The organism is Rivihabitans pingtungensis, from assembly GCF_003201855.1.
GTDB lineage: Bacteria > Pseudomonadota > Gammaproteobacteria > Burkholderiales > Aquaspirillaceae > Rivihabitans > Rivihabitans pingtungensis.
In genome coordinates this window covers 32,407-46,773 of record NZ_QJKI01000008.1, presented here as the reverse complement: position 1 = coordinate 46,773, position 14,367 = coordinate 32,407, and the positions used below count along the sequence as shown (strand labels likewise).

At 60.9% G+C, this 14,367-nt stretch carries 21 protein-coding genes and 1 tRNA gene; 18 read left to right on the top strand and 4 right to left on the bottom strand.

What is annotated here, in order from left to right; translation table 11 throughout:
* Positions 1-223 precede the first annotated feature (223 nt).
* Positions 224-508 (top strand): hypothetical protein, encoded by a 285-nt coding sequence (locus DFR34_RS07990; protein ID WP_110390627.1) that lies wholly within the window; start codon positions 224-226, stop codon positions 506-508.
* A gap of 80 nt (positions 509-588) precedes the next feature.
* Positions 589-664, top strand: a tRNA-Thr gene (locus DFR34_RS07985).
* A 751-nt stretch (positions 665-1,415) separates the two neighbouring features.
* Here the strand turns inward: DFR34_RS07985 and DFR34_RS07980 are convergent.
* The 4 genes from DFR34_RS07980 to DFR34_RS07965 all read right to left on the bottom strand — a co-directional run bounded on the left by DFR34_RS07980 (position 1,416) and on the right by DFR34_RS07965 (position 5,241).
* Complete coding sequence (locus DFR34_RS07980; protein ID WP_170121690.1) at positions 1,416-2,180, bottom strand: DNA adenine methylase; 765 nt, start codon at positions 2,178-2,180, stop codon at positions 1,416-1,418.
* Positions 2,086-2,346, bottom strand: coding sequence for a Com family DNA-binding transcriptional regulator (locus DFR34_RS07975; RefSeq protein ID WP_110390626.1), 261 nt, complete (start codon positions 2,344-2,346; stop codon positions 2,086-2,088). Before DFR34_RS07975 ends, DFR34_RS07980 begins: the two co-directional genes overlap by 95 nt.
* Before the next feature lie 136 nt (positions 2,347-2,482).
* On the bottom strand, positions 2,483-3,487 hold the full coding sequence (locus tag DFR34_RS07970) for a phage portal protein (protein WP_245906840.1): 1,005 nt from the start codon (positions 3,485-3,487) through the stop codon (positions 2,483-2,485).
* Positions 3,488-3,489: 2 nt separating this feature from the next.
* A complete protein-coding gene (locus DFR34_RS07965; RefSeq protein ID WP_211309334.1) occupies positions 3,490-5,241 on the bottom strand; it encodes a terminase ATPase subunit family protein in 1,752 nt (583 codons plus the stop codon).
* 129 nt (positions 5,242-5,370) lie between these two features.
* Here DFR34_RS07965 and DFR34_RS07960 point away from each other — a divergent pair, with 129 nt between their 5' ends.
* The 16 genes from DFR34_RS07960 to DFR34_RS07885 all read left to right on the top strand — a co-directional run.
* Positions 5,371-6,201 carry a GPO family capsid scaffolding protein gene (locus DFR34_RS07960; protein WP_158281766.1) on the top strand — a complete coding sequence of 277 codons (831 nt, stop codon included), beginning with the start codon at positions 5,371-5,373 and terminating at the stop codon, positions 6,199-6,201.
* An 8-nt stretch (positions 6,202-6,209) separates the two neighbouring features.
* Positions 6,210-7,241 (top strand): phage major capsid protein, P2 family, encoded by a 1,032-nt coding sequence (locus DFR34_RS07955; RefSeq protein WP_110390622.1) that lies wholly within the window; start codon positions 6,210-6,212, stop codon positions 7,239-7,241.
* A gap of 2 nt (positions 7,242-7,243) precedes the next feature.
* Positions 7,244-7,954 (top strand): phage terminase small subunit, encoded by a 711-nt coding sequence (gene gpM, locus DFR34_RS07950; protein ID WP_110390697.1) that lies wholly within the window; start codon positions 7,244-7,246, stop codon positions 7,952-7,954.
* Positions 7,955-8,048: 94 nt separating this feature from the next.
* Positions 8,049-8,567: a head completion/stabilization protein gene (locus tag DFR34_RS07945; RefSeq protein WP_110390621.1), complete on the top strand. Its 519-nt coding sequence runs from the start codon at positions 8,049-8,051 to the stop codon at positions 8,565-8,567.
* Entirely contained in the window at positions 8,564-8,776 is a 213-nt protein-coding gene (locus tag DFR34_RS07940) for a tail protein X (RefSeq protein ID WP_110390620.1), read from the top strand. The genes DFR34_RS07945 and DFR34_RS07940 overlap by 4 nt, the downstream gene beginning before the upstream one ends.
* Before the next feature lie 2 nt (positions 8,777-8,778).
* The gene (locus DFR34_RS07935; RefSeq protein ID WP_146215084.1) at positions 8,779-9,078 is read left to right on the top strand and encodes a hypothetical protein; all 300 of its coding nucleotides are present in this window, start codon (positions 8,779-8,781) and stop codon (positions 9,076-9,078) included.
* Entirely contained in the window at positions 9,078-9,677 is a 600-nt protein-coding gene (locus tag DFR34_RS07930; protein WP_110390618.1) for a glycoside hydrolase family 19 protein, read from the top strand. The genes DFR34_RS07935 and DFR34_RS07930 overlap by 1 nt, the downstream gene beginning before the upstream one ends.
* Positions 9,674-9,880, top strand: coding sequence for a DUF7940 domain-containing protein (locus DFR34_RS07925; protein ID WP_110390617.1), 207 nt, complete (start codon positions 9,674-9,676; stop codon positions 9,878-9,880). Before DFR34_RS07930 ends, DFR34_RS07925 begins: the two co-directional genes overlap by 4 nt.
* Positions 9,873-10,085, top strand: coding sequence for a hypothetical protein (locus DFR34_RS07920; protein WP_110390616.1), 213 nt, complete (start codon positions 9,873-9,875; stop codon positions 10,083-10,085). Before DFR34_RS07925 ends, DFR34_RS07920 begins: the two co-directional genes overlap by 8 nt.
* On the top strand, positions 10,082-10,288 hold the full coding sequence (locus DFR34_RS07915; protein ID WP_110390615.1) for a TraR/DksA family transcriptional regulator: 207 nt from the start codon (positions 10,082-10,084) through the stop codon (positions 10,286-10,288). The genes DFR34_RS07920 and DFR34_RS07915 overlap by 4 nt, the downstream gene beginning before the upstream one ends.
* On the top strand, positions 10,272-10,790 hold the full coding sequence (locus DFR34_RS07910) for a phage tail protein (protein WP_110390614.1): 519 nt from the start codon (positions 10,272-10,274) through the stop codon (positions 10,788-10,790). Before DFR34_RS07915 ends, DFR34_RS07910 begins: the two co-directional genes overlap by 17 nt.
* The gene (locus DFR34_RS07905) at positions 10,783-11,247 is read left to right on the top strand and encodes a phage virion morphogenesis protein (RefSeq protein ID WP_110390613.1); all 465 of its coding nucleotides are present in this window, start codon (positions 10,783-10,785) and stop codon (positions 11,245-11,247) included. The genes DFR34_RS07910 and DFR34_RS07905 overlap by 8 nt, the downstream gene beginning before the upstream one ends.
* 59 nt (positions 11,248-11,306) lie before the next feature.
* Positions 11,307-12,008, top strand: coding sequence for a phage baseplate assembly protein V (locus DFR34_RS07900; RefSeq protein ID WP_110390612.1), 702 nt, complete (start codon positions 11,307-11,309; stop codon positions 12,006-12,008).
* The gene (locus DFR34_RS07895) at positions 12,005-12,382 is read left to right on the top strand and encodes a GPW/gp25 family protein (protein ID WP_110390611.1); all 378 of its coding nucleotides are present in this window, start codon (positions 12,005-12,007) and stop codon (positions 12,380-12,382) included. The genes DFR34_RS07900 and DFR34_RS07895 overlap by 4 nt, the downstream gene beginning before the upstream one ends.
* Complete coding sequence (locus tag DFR34_RS07890; protein WP_110390610.1) at positions 12,379-13,296, top strand: baseplate assembly protein; 918 nt, start codon at positions 12,379-12,381, stop codon at positions 13,294-13,296. Before DFR34_RS07895 ends, DFR34_RS07890 begins: the two co-directional genes overlap by 4 nt.
* A partial coding sequence (locus DFR34_RS07885; protein ID WP_110390609.1) for a phage tail protein I occupies positions 13,293-14,367 on the top strand: 1,075 nt, incomplete at its 3' end. The genes DFR34_RS07890 and DFR34_RS07885, both read left to right, overlap by 4 nt.

Sequence of the window (14,367 nt, the reverse complement as noted above, 5' to 3'; positions counted from 1 at the left end):
GTGCGAATTCCTGACCCGTCGTTCAGTCTTGGCGCGGCACTTGCGCGCCCAGCGCACCCATGCCATGCTTGTCTGTCGGCAATCCGCGCCGTGTCTGTCTTTCACCGCGCTGCGCTCTGTGCTTTTGCTCGGGGCGTTGCCTGCTAGCACCGTTTCAAGCGTTTGTTTCCGTGTTCTCGCGGGGACAGTGAAATCTTCCGTGGCCACAGAAGGAACCCGAATCATGCAGTTTGATGAAGTCAAACCCGAACACTTTTCCACCATCTCCCGCGACCCGTTTCCGCATATCCTGATCGACCGCGCCCTGCTGCAAATCAGCGGCGGCGACGCCCGCGCCGCCAAGTTCCGCGTGGACGCCCTGGCCGCTGCCGGCTGGGCACACAGCGGCCTGGTGCCGTTTGGCCGTTATCCGGATCAAGCTGCCGCCGCGTTCAATCGCCTGCGCACCGTGCTGGAAATCACCGAAAAACCGGCACAAGTGCTGGCCGAGCTGCAAAAGCAAGGCTGATGTCGGCGGTCGGCGGGTGGTTCACAAGCCGTGCATTCATTGCTAGAATGCGCGCTTGTGTCTGAAACACCCAGACCGGCGCCGGTATAGCTCAGTTGGTAGAGCAGCGCATTCGTAATGCGAAGGTCGTAGGTTCGACTCCTATTACCGGCACCATAACAAGTATATTTTTCAATGAGTTACGCAGTGTTTGGCGTAAATTTGGCGTAACGCGGCGAGCCCACGGTCATGATCGTGGGCTTTTTTGCGGCCGCGATGATGTTTGTGCATGCATGTGTGTGTGCATGCGTCACGTCAAAATGTGTGCGCGCATGTGTTGATGCACAAAAAAATGGTAACTTAGGTAACTACCACACAAATTAACGGATAACCAATTGATTTTAAACAGTGTTTTTGTTTTTTGAAATGGTAACTTTTTGGTAATTAATTAGTAATTTGTTACCTTATTAGATAGTTATCTATGCATATATAATTACGTTAATAATCAGATGGTTACAGGCATGTTACCTTTTTGATTACCAAAAATTACCCGCTTTGGTAATCAATGAATCACTGAAAAATCAGCAGTTTGTGTGTGACGGCAAGCACCTGGTGCCCCCGATTACCATTTCGCGGTGGCATTACCGTGCCAACCGCTGGGCGCACGGTTTGTGCATGCAATTGGCGCATGAAAATGCATGATCCGCTGGGCCCCATAGTGGGGGGCTCGCGCCGCGCCAGCACTACATCCTGGCCTGTCATGCATGCGCAAAAAAACAGGTCGGTTTAGCGCGCGGGCGGGGCGGGGTCTCGACTGCGCGCGCTGGGTGTTGGCGTGGGTGTATTGCCTAAAATTTAGGCACATGTCAACGCATAAACGAAAAAATGCACCATTTAGGTGCATTTTCTGGTGGAGTGGTGGTGGGCATCACCTGTTGCTGATGATCAGCTCACCGCGCGGGGCATCCCGGTTGATCGATCCGACCGTGTATGTGGTGCTGACAGTCTCAACCTGCAGCCCAGCAAACACCTCGCGCATCTCTGGGATGTCGTTGACCGACACCACCACCTGCCCTCGGCAGTGCCGGGCGAACTCGGCCATGCGGACATACTCATTCAGGGCGAACTCCACGCCATACCCTGCTGTGCCCCAGTACGGCGGGTCCATGTAGCACAGCGTGTTTGGCCGGTCGTAACGCTGGGCGCACTCCAGCCACGGCAAATGCTCAATCGTGGTCCGGGCCAGCCTGAGATGAGCGGCTGACAAATCCTCCTCAATGCGCAGCAGGTTGAGCCGTGGCGGCGCCGTCGCCGCCGTCCCGAACGTCTGGCCAGCCACCTTGCCCCCGAACGCCAGTTTCTGCAGGTAGAAAAACCGCGCAGCGCGCTGCACGTCCGTCAGCTGCGCTGGGTCAATGTCGCGTGCGGCCAGAAACTCCTGGCGCGACACCAGCGCCCAGCGAAAATGCCGGACGAACTCGTCCAGGTGGTGTTTGACCACCCGGTACAGGTTCACCAGCTCGCCGTTGATGTCATTCAGCACCTCGACCTCAGAGGGCTGTTTGAGAAAAAACAGCGCAGCGCCGCCGGCAAACGGCTCAACGTAGCAGGTGTGATCGCGGAACAGGGGTAGGATGCGGCGGGCCAGACGGCGTTTGCCGCCCTGCCACGGGATGATGGGCAATGGTTTCACTGAGAGCCTCCAGGGCCAGGCGCTCGTGGCGCTCTGTGTGGTTGGGGCTCTCGGCCCTCAGATGGTTGATGCACCCACAGCGCGGGCATTTGATGGTTAGCGAGAGGTAGACCCCCTCACCCAGTTTTCGGCGGCAGTTGCCGCAGCGGATGTCATTCTGTTGCATATACACGGTGCATAATGTAGCCTGTTGCCCGCTGTGTGCACAGCACGGTGCCCAGGCCGTAATGCAGCCAACCCTGCAGGAGGTGGCCGCCCTGGGTGTTCCCGCACCCTGGACGGTCGCACCGTCTCATTGCCGGCTAGGCCGGCGCCGCAGCGGCCAGTGCCGCCAGCGGATACTCACCAAACGTCATCACCTCCTCCCCTAACCAATCGTTGACCTCCATCAGCCGCTGTGTGAGCGGCCCGATCTCATTGATCGCCAGGATGCGGGCGGCCTTTTCCGCGTCGCCGAATCCTCCCGTATTGTTGGGGATCACCCCGATCAACTGTGGCGGCACCCGATGCGCCGCCAGCAGGTCATCGCGGCTCATGTTTTTGATGCCAACGAATTCATCTTTCGCTGCAATTTCAGCGATTGGAATTAACTGGATGCCATCTTTTTTACCATTCGGGGCATAAACAAAAAGGTTTTTGAAATTCCCGACCCCTTTGCTATTTCTCAGTGACATTTTAATGTCTTTAATGTCATCGCTGTTATGCGTGGCATCAGTCATGTACAAAATGAACCCAGCATGACTGCCGTTTTCATAATATCGGCGACGGAATAGGGTGGCGGACTCATTCAGCAGCGCTGATTGCAACGCCGACATATACTGAGGCACACCATATACATCCTGATTGAGATCAGGTTCCATCAAATGGAAAACCTGAGTGAGTTCAATTTCCTCATTCCAGCGCGGAACATACCAATACTGTCCGCGCTCAATGCCACGGCGAGTATATTTCGTCAGTGGGCATTGTAATTTTAGCGTACCGCCCAGCAAATTTTTTTGTGGAACCAGGTAGGCATTGCCGAACACCATGAACTCCCAGCAAAACCGCGCAAACGTTTGCCGGTCCATGATTTTATTGGGTTTGAACATCCCCGCCAAAATATTGCGTTTCAGGATCATCGGCGATTCGTGCCATACCGCACTACGCGCAACTCTGGCCAATCCATCCAACGAAATCGGCGGGTCATACCATTTTTGCAGTGGGACACACTCGATATAATCCAGCAGACCGCGAGCGGATAATACCGGCTCAGGATCGCCAAACGAAAAAACCTCAAATGATCCATCCTCGGTTTTTTCGGCGGTCATGTCTACCATATCAATACGCTCCCCGTGTTGTTTTCGGTCTTGCCTTCAAGAGGCTCATGCATCAGTGCGTGCATCACAGCCCATGCCAAATCTCCATGGTTGGAATTCTTGTCGCGGCTGGCATCGTAAGTCACTTTTCCGCCACTCGCTGTCATGGTTTTCTTGATTGCCATAAAACTAGCCGACATCTCTGTCCAGCCTGCATCAAACTCCAGCCGGCCATTGCCGAGCACGTCCAGTGTTTTCAGCACCATCATGGTTTTTGTCTCAACGGAATAATTCAGCCCCACCACGGCAGGGAAAAACAGTTTTACCAACTGGTAGACTGCTGCGCCTACCCCTGTTTTATCAATTCCAATATATTCTACGTTGTATTTTTCTGTAATGCCTTTTATGAAATCAGCCTGCGCCTTGAAATCTGCCCCATTAAACTCATGGCGCTCTAGCACACGGAATTTACCACCAACCACGGCTGGTGGCGCTATCACAACCAGTGCGGCAGAATCGCCTGCATCGCTGGGGTCATACCCCAGCCACACCGGGCGGTCGCCATATGGCCTGGCCGAAAATGGTTTGAAATCCAGCCAAATATCCCAGCTGTCCACGATACAGCGGGTCAGCATGCTAAACGGAAAAACACTGGTGCCATCGTCGATGAACTGGCAATCAAACAACATGGCAAATTCCGCAGGAGAATATTCCCGTCGGAGTTGCTCGATATCGAACAAATCACAGCCACTGCGCTCAGCATCAGACAACGTGACAATATGCCGCCACATGCCGTCAGCGCAGAGCATCCCACCCGCCAGCGCTGCATGCGAGATGTCGATTTTGATCCGGTCGGTTTTTGCCCGGCCTCGGTTGTACAGCTCACCCGACCAAAATGGATACGCCTCATGCGACATTGTGCTGGGCGTCGAGAACAGCGTTTGTCGCCAGCGTTTCTGGCTTGCCATCCCCGACGCCACGGTACGCAATTTCTGGAAATTCTGAATCCAGAAAATCTCATCGATATACAGATTTCCGTGGTAACTCTGGGCAGTCCGGCTATTTGTGCCCAAAAATATCAGCTCTGCCCCATTTGACAGTTTGATATTGTCACCCGTCAGTTTTACCCCAACCTCAGCGGCAAAATCGACTATGTAACTACGAAACTGAAACGCCTGCGCTTTACTCGCCGACAGGAAAATCTGATTTCGGCCTGTCTCCAGTGCATCAATCAACGCCTCGCGGGCAAAATAATACGTGGCGCCAATCTGACGGCTTTTCAGAATATTTCTGATCCGCTCAGATTTGCCCGCTCGATACCAGATTTTCTGGTACCCAAACATGTTTTCATGGAATTTATCAGTGAGAGCTTCAATTTGCTCATCGCTGAAAAAATTCTTTTTAGGCTGTTTTTTTGGCTTTGCATTGCGAGCCAGAATATTAGGATTTAGGTCTGATTCTCGACCTGTGCCCTCATATTTACGCACCCGAGCGAGCCTCTCGATCTCCCGCATCAGGAGGTCGATTTCCTTGTAATCGCACCCCTCTTTTTTCTCTTTCGCAATTAGTACATGCAGTCGGGCTTCCAGGCTGCTGCCAATGCGCTCTGCTTCATCTGATCTATCCCACCCATCACGCCGTTTCCAGCTGTGTACCGTCGGCACCTTTTCACCGAGGAACCGTGCAATGCTAGATACCCGCCATCCCTGCCAATACAAGGTTCTGGCCTGCCGGCGCGGGTCAATGTCGGTAGAAGATGTGGACATGGCGCGATTGTGCATCGCGCGCGCGAGATTTGCCGGCTCGATATGTTGTAGGAGGATTATCTACAGGAAAACCGCATGGACGCGATTATTTGGGTCAGTAATATGGCGTTATCGCTACTGGAGGATTCCATGCCGAAACAATCCAAACCATTTGTCGTCGCCACTGAGGGGATGACTATTGATGGCCGCGCCATCACCCGCCAGCAAATCGAGCAGATGGCGAAAAACTACAACCCCGAACTTTACACCGGGGTGTGTAATTTAGAGCACTATTTGTCGTTGATGCCGGACAGCACCTTTTCCTCTCAGGGGCGGGTGGTGTCACTGTCGACAGAAACCAAAAACCTGTTTGGCGCTGACCGTCTGCAATTGCTCGCGGTGGTGGAGGTGGATGAGGGCGTTGCCGCGTTGCAGGACAAATGGAAAAAGGCGTTTTCGTCAATCGAAATGGTGCCGAATTTTCTGGGCAGTGGGCAGGCCTATCTCACCGGCCTGGCGTTTACCGATTCCCCCGCCAGCATTGGCACTGAACGCATCAAATTTTCCAGCAATGCCCAGGGCGCAGAGTGTTACTCCAGCGCCCAGCAAATCAGCGTGGATTTCGGCGCGGCGACCCCTCCAGCCAATGACCCGCCAGGCGCCGAGAAAACCATGATGGCGGCGCTCAGCGAGATGCTCGCGCGGGTATTTGGCGCTGGCCAACAACCCAGCCAGCAGCCACAACAACCGCAACAACCGCAACAGCATGAATTCGCCACCATCGAGCAGGTGAAAAAACTGTTTGGCGCCAGTGCCGAGCAGTCCGCCCACCTGGCCGGCCAGGTTGAAAAACTCACCGCCACTGTGGCTGCCACCAGCGCCAGTCTGGCCGAGCTGACCCAGAAACTGTCGACCCAGCCCTCTGGCGCTGGCATCCCGCCGGCGACTGGCGGCCAACAATATCAACAAACCGACTGCTGAGGCACACGATGACCCCGCAAACCAAACTGGCGCTGGATCAATATTTCCGAACCCTGGGTCAGCTGTATGGCCTGAGTGGGCCGCTGGAAATGAACTGCAAATACAACGTCGCGCCGAGCGCGCAACAAAAGCTGGAATCCCGGCTGCAGGAATCCTCCGATTTCATGCGGCGCATCAACAACGTCCCGGTCAACGAATTGATGGGTGAAAAACTGGGGCTGGGCATTGGCTCGCCGATTGCCAGCACCACGGACACGACCCAACACGACCGTCAGCCGATTGATCCATCGACCATGGATCAGATTGGCTACATCTGCACCAAAACCGATTTTGATACGCTGGTGCGGTACGAAAAACTGGACATGTGGGCCAAATTCCCGGATTTCCAGGCACGTTTGCGCGATGCCATCCTGCAGCGCACCGCGCTGGATGTGATGACGGTGGGTTTCAACGGTGTATCACGCGCCGCCAACAGCGACCGCACCGCCAATCCGATGCTGCAAGACGTTAATGTTGGCTGGTTGCAGAAAATCCGCATCAACGCACCGCAGCGTGTGCTCAACGAAGTTGACGATGGGTCTGGCGAAATCCTGGTTGGCAGCTCGGCAACCTCGCAAAACGGCTATAAAACGCTGGACGCGGTGGTTGTCGATGCCGTCGAAAATATGCTCGACCCCTGGTATCGCGAGGATACTCAGCTGGTTGCCGTGGTCGGACGCAAACTGATGCACGACAAATATTTCCCGCTGATCAACTCGGTGCAGGCGCCCACTGAACGCCTGGCAATGGACGCACTGGTGTCGCAAATGCGCGTTGGCAACCTCAGCGCGATGCGTGTGCCTGGTTTCCCGCCGGACGCGATCCTGATCACCAGGCTGGACAACCTGAGCCGCTACTACCAGACCGGCGGGCGTCGGCGAACCATTGTTGACAACCCCAAACGGGACCAAATCGAAAACTACGAATCGTCCAACGACGCCTACGTCGTAGAGGACCATGGTGGCGCCTGCCTGATCGAAAACATCACGCTGGTGGCATGACCATGGCCGAACGCAAACCACTGACCCCGGCCGCCGCCAAATTCCAGCGCGCGCTGGCTGCCCGCGCCAGCGGCGCGCCGGCCGCTGGCGCCAACGGCGCGTTGCCAGAGGCCACGGGCACGCAGTACGAGCTGATGCTGGCCAAACTGCTGGCCGACCGCCGCGACCTGAAACAGATCCAGTCCGTCGAACGGAAAATCGAGCACAAACGCAAAATCCTGCCTGACTACACCCCCTGGGTGGAGGGCGTGTTGTCGGCCGAGAGCCCGCGCCAGGACGACGTGGTGATGACCGTGTTGGTTTGGCGGATCGATGTGGGCGACTACCCCGGCGCGCTGGACATTGCCAGTTACGCGTTGCGCAACCGGCTGACCCTCCCTGACCAATATCAGCGGTCGCTGGGCTGCCTGCTGGTCGAGGAAATCTCGGATGCCGCACTGCGCGCCATCGCGTCCGGCCAGCCGCCGGATGTGGTTGCCGTGCAGGCGATCATGGACATGGCTCGTGATGAGGATATGCCAGACGAGGTGCGCGCGAAGGGGTTCAAGGCGATCGGCCTCGGCCTGACCGAGTCCGATCCGCCCGCCGCCCTGACCGCGCTGCGCGAGGCCATGCGCCTGCACGACAAATGCGGCGTCAAAAAAGATATCGAACGCCTGGAGCGGGCCACCCGCTCTGCGCAACAGGACACCGCCGGCCACGCCGGCGCGTAAACGAGCGAACCCCGCACCCGGCGGCAGGGGGTGATGGGACGGGTTAACCCGCACCCGGCAACCCCCTCCACCGCCGACAGCAGGAGCGGCAGCAATGGCACAGCAATCCAATCAATTTGTCGCCGTCCAGGTCACTGCCGGCGGCGCGCCGGCAGACGATGGCGAGCCCATCACCAGCGCCGCATTCTGGCCCGCCATCGACCCGAAAATGGCTCGTCAAACCATGCGGCTGGACGGCACGGTCACCGCCATGCGCCTGCGCAGCGCGCTGATCACCGCCATCGCGCAGATCAACAGCGATCTGCAACTCTGGCGCACGCGGCAGCAATCTGCCGGCGCCTCGGCGCTGGCCGATGTCACAGCCGAGCAGATCGACGGCATCAGCACCGTCGTGCACGCCTACGTGCAGGCCGTCTATTGCACCGCCACGGCGGCGCTGCTCGAGCGCATGCGCGATTACGACACCACCTGGGAGGGCCACACCCGTGCCGACCGGGCAACGTGGCCAATTGACGACTACAAACGCGATGCCTGGTATGCGATCCAGCAAATCCTGGCGGCGGGTGTGCCTGGCGATGACCGCCACCGCCACAACGTGATCGAGCTCCTATGAGCACAGCCATCGCCCAGCGCGGAGACACCATCGAGAGCCTGGTCTGGCGCGAGCGTCGCGCCGCCGGTGCCATGGTCGCCAACACCATGCAAATCAACCCTGGCCTGGCCGAGCGCTATCCACTGACCCTGCCTGCCGGCCACCCCGTAACACTGCCGGATGTCGCCACCGTCACCCCGGTGGTCGCCACCGTCAATCTGTGGAGATGAACATGCCCCCTGAAATTGACTCGACGCTGCAGTCGATGCAGCAAACCATCGCCGCCATGCGCGAGGATCTGCGCCGGATGGCCAACACCATCGAGGTGGTCGGCCGTCTCGAGGAGCGGATTGGCTGGATGACTCAGGCCGTTAATGGCCAAACCGCCGAGATCCGCGCGCTGGATACCCGGATGCGCGTACTCGAAAACGCCGCGCCGCAGGCCGCGCGCACGGTCACGCTCGTTGAGCGAGCGCTGTGGGCGCTGGCCATGGCCGGCGTATTTGCCGCAAAGCATGGGGGGTTAATCTGATGGTGGATCTCTCTGATGCACTGCATCGCGCCGGCGTACCTGTTCGATTTGCCTCTGCACTAGCAGCGGCATGCCATCAATACCAGATCAACACCCCGCTGCGCATGGCCGCCTTCATCGGCCAGTGCAGCCATGAATCTGGCGGGTTTCGCACGCTGAACGAAAACCTCAACTACTCGGCCCAGGGCTTGCGCAATACCTGGCCGTCGCGCTTTCCCGACGATGCCACCGCCAATGCCTACGCCCGCCAGCCGGAAAAAATCGCCAACAAAGTCTATGGCGGCCGCATGGGCAATGGCCCTGAAGCCTCGGGCGATGGCTGGCGCTACCATGGCCGTGGCCTGATCCAGCTGACCGGCAAGGCCAACTATCAGGCCGCCGGCGCCGCGCTGGGGGTGGACCTGGTCGCCAACCCGGATCTGGCCGCCACGCCGAAATACGCCGCACTGACCGCCGGCTGGTACTGGGACACCCACAAGCTCAACGCCCTGGCGGACAAGCAGGACAACACCGCCATCACCAAGGCCATCAACGGCAGCACGCTGGGCTTGATTGATCGCCAGAGACGCATCTCTGACCTCCTGGAAAAACTGCAATGATCAAACTCATCTCACCGCGTCTCGCGCTCAACTACTGGAGCATCCGCATCGGCCTGCTGGCCGGAGGCATCGCCGCGCTGGAGCCCGCAGTACCTGCTCTGGCCCAGGTGCTGCCCGCCAACTGGGGGCTATACGCAACCGCAGCAATCGCTGTCGCCCGCGTCATCAAACAGCCTGGCATTAATGAGCAGCGCGATGCGTGATCCGCTGCATTGGTCTGCCGACGTGCCAGACACCTATATCCATGATGCAGGCTATCGCATCGTCTGCGCCATGGTCGGCGATGCTGGCCGTCAGCGGCCGGTGCATTGGTGTTTTTACCAGCGGGCGTTTATTGGCGCAGCAGGCGGCGAGCTGGCCGACGCCTGCGCGCTGTGCGCCGACCACGCCGATGGACTGCTCAAATGACCGACCATTTTGACCGCGCCGCCGAGCTGGAGCTGGCACAGCGCACCGCTGCGCTGGCTGACCACGCCGCCCGCCAGCCCGCCATGCCCGGCCTGCTCAACTGCATGGACTGCGGCGACGAGATCCCCGCCGCCCGCCGCGCCGCCATGCCCACCGCCCGCCGCTGCATCGACTGCCAGGCCAGCCATGAAAAAACCCGATAGCCTGCGCGCCGCGATGATGGCGATGATCCCCGAGCTGGCCCACCGCCCGGACAATCTGGAAATGTGGGTCGAGCACGGCCGCATTGCCGCAACCGGCGAGCGCTCCAACGGCTGGCGCTGGCACTACACCCTGCGCGTGCTGATCAAGGATTTTCCCGGCGACATCAACATGATCATCCTGCCGCTGATCCCCTGGCTGCGCCAATATCAGCCCGAGCTGCTGCGCAACCCTGACCGCAACAAAACCGGCCTGAAATACCAGATTGATCAGCTCAATCACAGCAGCTGCGACATGCTGCTAGACATCGAGTGCGACGAGATTGTCATTGTGCGCACCGCGCTGGTTGACGGCGTCGTGCGCGCCGAAATCGTCCCGCACGACACACCAAACAATCCCACCGACCCATCTCACATGGTGATGGCCGAGCGCTGGGAACTCTGGCTGCGTGACGAAAAACTCGCCGAATGGCCGAGCAGACCGTGGGGGTGGCCAGATGTCTGACGACGCAGGGTTGGCGGCACTCGAGCGTGAACTCGCCGCGCTGCTCGCGTGCCTGTCGCCCGGTGCGCGAGCTCGGTTTTTGCGCGCGGCCGGCAAACAGCTGCGCGACAACCAGCAGATGCGCATCGCCGCACAGCAAAATCCTGATGGCAGTGCATACACGCCGCGCCGCCCCCAGGTTGACGACAAAACACACAAACTCAGGCGCAGTCGCGCCCGCATGTTTGCCAAACTCAGCAAAACCCGCTGGATGGCTGTGCGCACCACGGCTGATAGCGCCACCATCCAGTTTGTAGCGGGGGCAGGTCGCCTGGCCAACATCCATCAGCATGGCCTTCGTGACCGCGTCAACAAATATGGCCTGCAGGTGCAATACCCTGCGCGGCAACTCCTAGGTTTTAGCGACGCGGATATCGAGATGGTCCGCGAAATGCTGTTGGCTACTGTCGGTCTGTAGCCGGGCAGACTACAGCCAGCACTCATGCGCGCGCGTGCCGCCTGCGTCATGATCGCCACATGGACCCACATGTTGACAACGCCAACCGGATCGCCGGCTCAACCCGCCACGGCGTGGTCGAGAAAATCGACCACAGCGGCAATCGCGTGCGCATCCGCACCGGCCAGCTGCTCACCGACTGGCTGCCGATGTCGCATGGCCGAGCCGGCGCAACCCGTGACTGGGATCCACTGACCGTCGGCGAGCAGGTTACCCTGCAATGCCCGTCCGGCGACCTCAGCCAGGCCCGCCTGCTGCCGTCACTCAACAGCGACAATGCCCCACCACCAGATGGCGCCAGCGCAGACAACACCATCCGCGAGTACCCGGATGGTGCGCGCTGGGAGCACAACCACGCCACGTCTGAGAGCCGTCTGACTGTGCCTGCCGGTGGCAGCATCGTGCTGACGGCCGGGGCATCGTCGATCACCATCAAAAATAACACGATTACCATCAAAACCCCGCATATCGTGCTGGATGCACCGGATACCGACGCAACCGGAAACCTCACTGTGCATGACCTGCTGAGCTATCTGTCTGGCATGGTTGGACGTGGTCGTGTCGGACGGCACGCAGCGGCTATCCAGGGCGACATCATCCACCACGATGGCCTGATGCAATCCAATGGCGTTGTCGTGCACACACACACGCATACGGGCGTGCATGCAGGTGACAACACCACAGGCGCCCCAGTGGCCAACGGACAGGATGCCAGCGCATGACCACCCCGCTCGCCGCCTGGTCTGGCATGCACGCCCGCACCGGACGCTGGCTGTCCGGCGAGGCGCACCTGCGCCAGTCTGTCGCCAAAATCCTGCACACCGCACTGTACACGCGCATGCTGCGCCGCGAATTCGGGGCCACGCTGGCCGCACTGATTGACCAGCCGGTCAATCCGCTGCTGATCCAGCGCCTGCGCGCCGGAGCCGTGGCCGCGCTGGCGCGCTGGGAGCCGCGCATCCGCGTGTCGCGCATCGATTTTGCCGCCAGCGACAGCGCCACAGACTGGACGCTGGCCATCGACTACGTGCGCACCGGCGACGGCGGCGCAGGGTCGCTGGCCATGGCCCGCGCCGAACTGGCGGCCGCAGCATGAGCCTCGTCGATTTCAGCCAGCTGCCACAGCCGGACATCCTCCAGCCGCTCGATGTCGAGGCCGACATTGCCCGGCGCAAAACCGAGATCATCGCCCGCGCCCCGGTCGACATGCGCGACGCGCTGGCCCGCACGCTGGAGCTGGAGAGCGAACCTCTAACCCTGCTCACCGAGCACGCCGCATACAGCGAGCTGGTGTTTCGCGCCCGCGTCAACGACGCCTGGCGGGCCAGCAGCCTGGTGTACGCCACCGGCGCGGACCTGGACAACCTGGCTGCCGCGCTCAACGTCCAGCGCATCGAGCTGATCCCCGCCGACGACACCACCACCCCGCCCACGCTGGCGGTGTACGAGAGCGACGCCCGGCTGCGCCTGCGCGCCCAGCTGGCCTGGGAAACCCTGGCCATCGGCAGCGCCGATTACTACACCGCGCTGGCGCTGGCGCATAGCGCCGACATCACAGATGTGCATGTTTACAGCCCCGCACCGGTCGAGGTGCGCGTCGTGGCGCTGGCCGGCGACAGCGCGCCCAGCGCCGCGCTGCTGGACAGCCTGCAAACCGCGCTGCGCGGTGGCCGCGCCTCGCCGACCCGCTCGCTGACCGACCATGTGCTGACCGAGCCGGCCAACATCATCCGCGCCCAGCTGCACGCCACCCTGCTGCTGGCCGCTGCCACCGGCGCCGAGCTGATCGTCGCCGCTGCCCGCCGCGCATTTGCTGATGCGCTGGCCGCCGGCGATGCCCGTGGCCGGCAGGTGCGGCTGGGCCAGATCGTGGACAAATCCATGGTGTACGCCGCGCTGCGCCAGCCTGGCGTGCTGCGCGTCGAAACAGATTTTGCCGACGACATCGTCTGCGCCGCCGACACCGCCGTGGTGTTTGACTTGGTGGACATTGGCTGGATGGTGCGATGAGCCTGGCGGCGCTGCTGCCGCACAACAGCACGCCGCTGGAGCGCGCCGTCGTCGACGCGCTGGCGGTGGGCACCGACCCGAGCATCATCCGCCGGTATCACAACCCTGACGCCTGCCCGGTCGAGCTGCTGCCGCTGCTGGCCTGGGAGCGCCACGTTGACGGCGCGGACGCGGCAGCCACGCCGGATCAGCTGCGCGAGCTGATCAAACGCAGTTTTGAGCTGCACCGGCTGCGCGGCACTCCCTGGGCCGTGCTCACCGCGCTGGCAGCTATCGGCTACCCGCGCGCCAGGCTCACCGAGTGGTGGGAGCAAACACCACAGGGCCACCCGGGCACGTTCCGTGTGACGTTGCCCTGGCAGCCTGCACTTGCCGACGCAGCAGAATGGGCGCGGATCAAATCTGCGGTGGCCGCGTACAAAAACGTCCGCAGCTGGCCGGAATGGGCAACTGTCATCGTCCCGATTGACCACCCGGACGACCCAGGCAGCCTGCCGGACGACCCGGACGCCTGGCCGTCGCCAACATTGCAGACCTATGCCCGCGCCAGCCTGGCCACGCTGGCCCGCTACAACGCGCCAACGCCGGCGGGCACAGCGGCCATCCCGCATGCGCGGGCGGCGGCAGGGCTGATTGCCCGGCCGGCGCTGGCAGCGGGCCAGCTCGGCGCGGCCGCAAGCGCCGGCGCTGGTGCAGCAGTGATTGCCCGGCTTGGCGCACTGCCGCCAGACAGCTGGCGCACTTGGTCAGCAGTCAGCCTGCGCCGCGCGCTGCGCGCTGCGCACAGCACAGGCGGCGCGGCTGGCGTGCGAGTGCGCTACAACGCGCCAACGCCGGCGGGCACAGCGGCCATCCCGCATGCGCGGGCGGCGGCAGGGCTGATTGCCCGGCCGGCGCTGGCAGCGGGCCAGCTCGGCGCGGCCGCAAGCGCCGGCGCTGGTGCAGCAGTGATTGCCCGGCTTGGCGCACTGCCGCCAGACAGCTGGCGCACTTGGTCAGCAGTCAGCCTGCGCCGCGCGCTGCGCGCTGCGCACAGCACAGGCGGCGCGGCTGGCGTGCGAGTGCGCTACC